Origin of the sequence: Acinetobacter sp. C15, assembly GCF_013420645.1 — a bacterium.
Classification (GTDB): domain Bacteria; phylum Pseudomonadota; class Gammaproteobacteria; order Pseudomonadales; family Moraxellaceae; genus Acinetobacter; species Acinetobacter indicus.
The window spans coordinates 1-1,577 of record NZ_VOXR01000116.1 but is presented as its reverse complement, the minus strand read 5'-3'; the positions used below and the strand labels follow the sequence as shown (position 1 = coordinate 1,577).

The 1,577-nt window shown below is 47.0% G+C and carries 1 protein-coding gene; it reads right to left on the bottom strand.

Annotated elements, in window-relative coordinates:
• A partial coding sequence (ahpF, locus tag FTT63_RS15380) for an alkyl hydroperoxide reductase subunit F (RefSeq protein WP_180192477.1) occupies window positions 1-1,556 on the bottom strand: 1,556 nt, incomplete at its 3' end.
• Window positions 1,557-1,577 lie beyond the last annotated feature (21 nt).

Sequence of the window (1,577 nt, the reverse complement as noted above, 5' to 3'; positions counted from 1 at the left end):
GAACGGATGATGTAATCAAAGGCAGATAAGGATGCTTTCGCGCCTTCACCTGTAGCAATAATAATCTGCTTGTATGGCACGGTAGTACAGTCACCCGCCGCAAACACACCTTTGACATTGGTTTCGTTGCGGTCGTTAATCACAATCTCGCCACGGTTGCTCAGCTCAACTGCGGTTTCTTTCAAGAAATCGGTATTTGGTAATAAACCGATCTGTACAAAGATCCCTGCCAGTTCAACCGTATGCTCTTCATCTGTTGCACGGTCTTTATATTTCAGCGCTGTCACTTGTGAACCATCACCCACGACTTCTGTTGAAAGTGCATTTTTGATGACAGTCGTGTTTGGCAAGCTGTTCAGTTTGTCTTGCAATACCTGATCGGCACGTAACTTGGTATCAAATTCCACCAGCGTCACATGCTCAACAATACCCGCCAGGTCAATCGCGGCTTCCACACCCGAGTTACCCCCACCAATAACTGCAACACGTTTGCCTTTAAACAAAGGACCATCACAGTGTGGGCAGTAAGCCACACCACGGGTACGGTATTCTGCTTCACCTGGGACATTCATCTCTCTCCAGCGTGCACCGGTTGAAAGCACCACAGTTTTCGATTCCAGCTTGGCACCGTTTTCCAAGGTCACTTCAACTAAACCGTTGGCTGTTTCATCTGCACCTTTAATGTCAGATACACGTTGTAGGTTCATGATGTCGACACCGTATTCACGTACGTGTGCTTCCATTTCAGCGGCAAATTTTGGACCTTGGGTTTTCTTGATTGAAGTGAAGTTTTCAATGTCCATGGTGTCCATCACCTGACCGCCAAAACGTTCCGCCACGATACCGGTGTTAATGCCTTTACGTGCTGCATAAATCGCTGCAGTGTTCCCGGCAGGTCCACCACCAATCACCAGTACATCAAAGGCCGCTTTGGCATTTAACTTTTCAGCTTCTTTGGCTGCAGAGTTGGTGTCTAATTTGGCAATGATTTCTTCCAGTGTCATACGACCCTGACCGATGTGGTTACCGTCCTGGAATACCATAGGTACCGCCATGATTTTGCGTTCTTCCACTTCATCCTGGAAGAATGCACCATCAATCATAGTAGCAGTAGTACCCGGGTTATAGATGGCTATCAGGTTCAATGCCTGCACCACGTCTGGACAGTTGTGACAGCTTAACGATACGAATACATCGAAATCCGATTGGATACCCAAGTCTTTAATAGAAGCCAGCACTTCATCAGACACTTTTGGTGCATAGCCCGAAGTTTGTAACAATGCCAGAATCAAAGAGGTGAACTCATGGCCCATTGGCAAACCTGCGAAGAATACACGCGGTTGCTCACCGGCTTTGGCGACACCAAAGCTTGGTGCACGTTTGTTGTTACCATCGAAGCGTGCAGTCACCTGATCAGACAGGGCGGCAATTTCAGTTACCAGTTCTTTGATTTTGTCTGATTTGTCAGAGCTATCTAAAGTGGCCACTAATTCGATTGGACCTTCAAGGCGTTCTAACAAGGCTTTTAATTGGGCTGTGGTATTTTGATCTAACATTGCTAACGTCTCCAGAGGAGT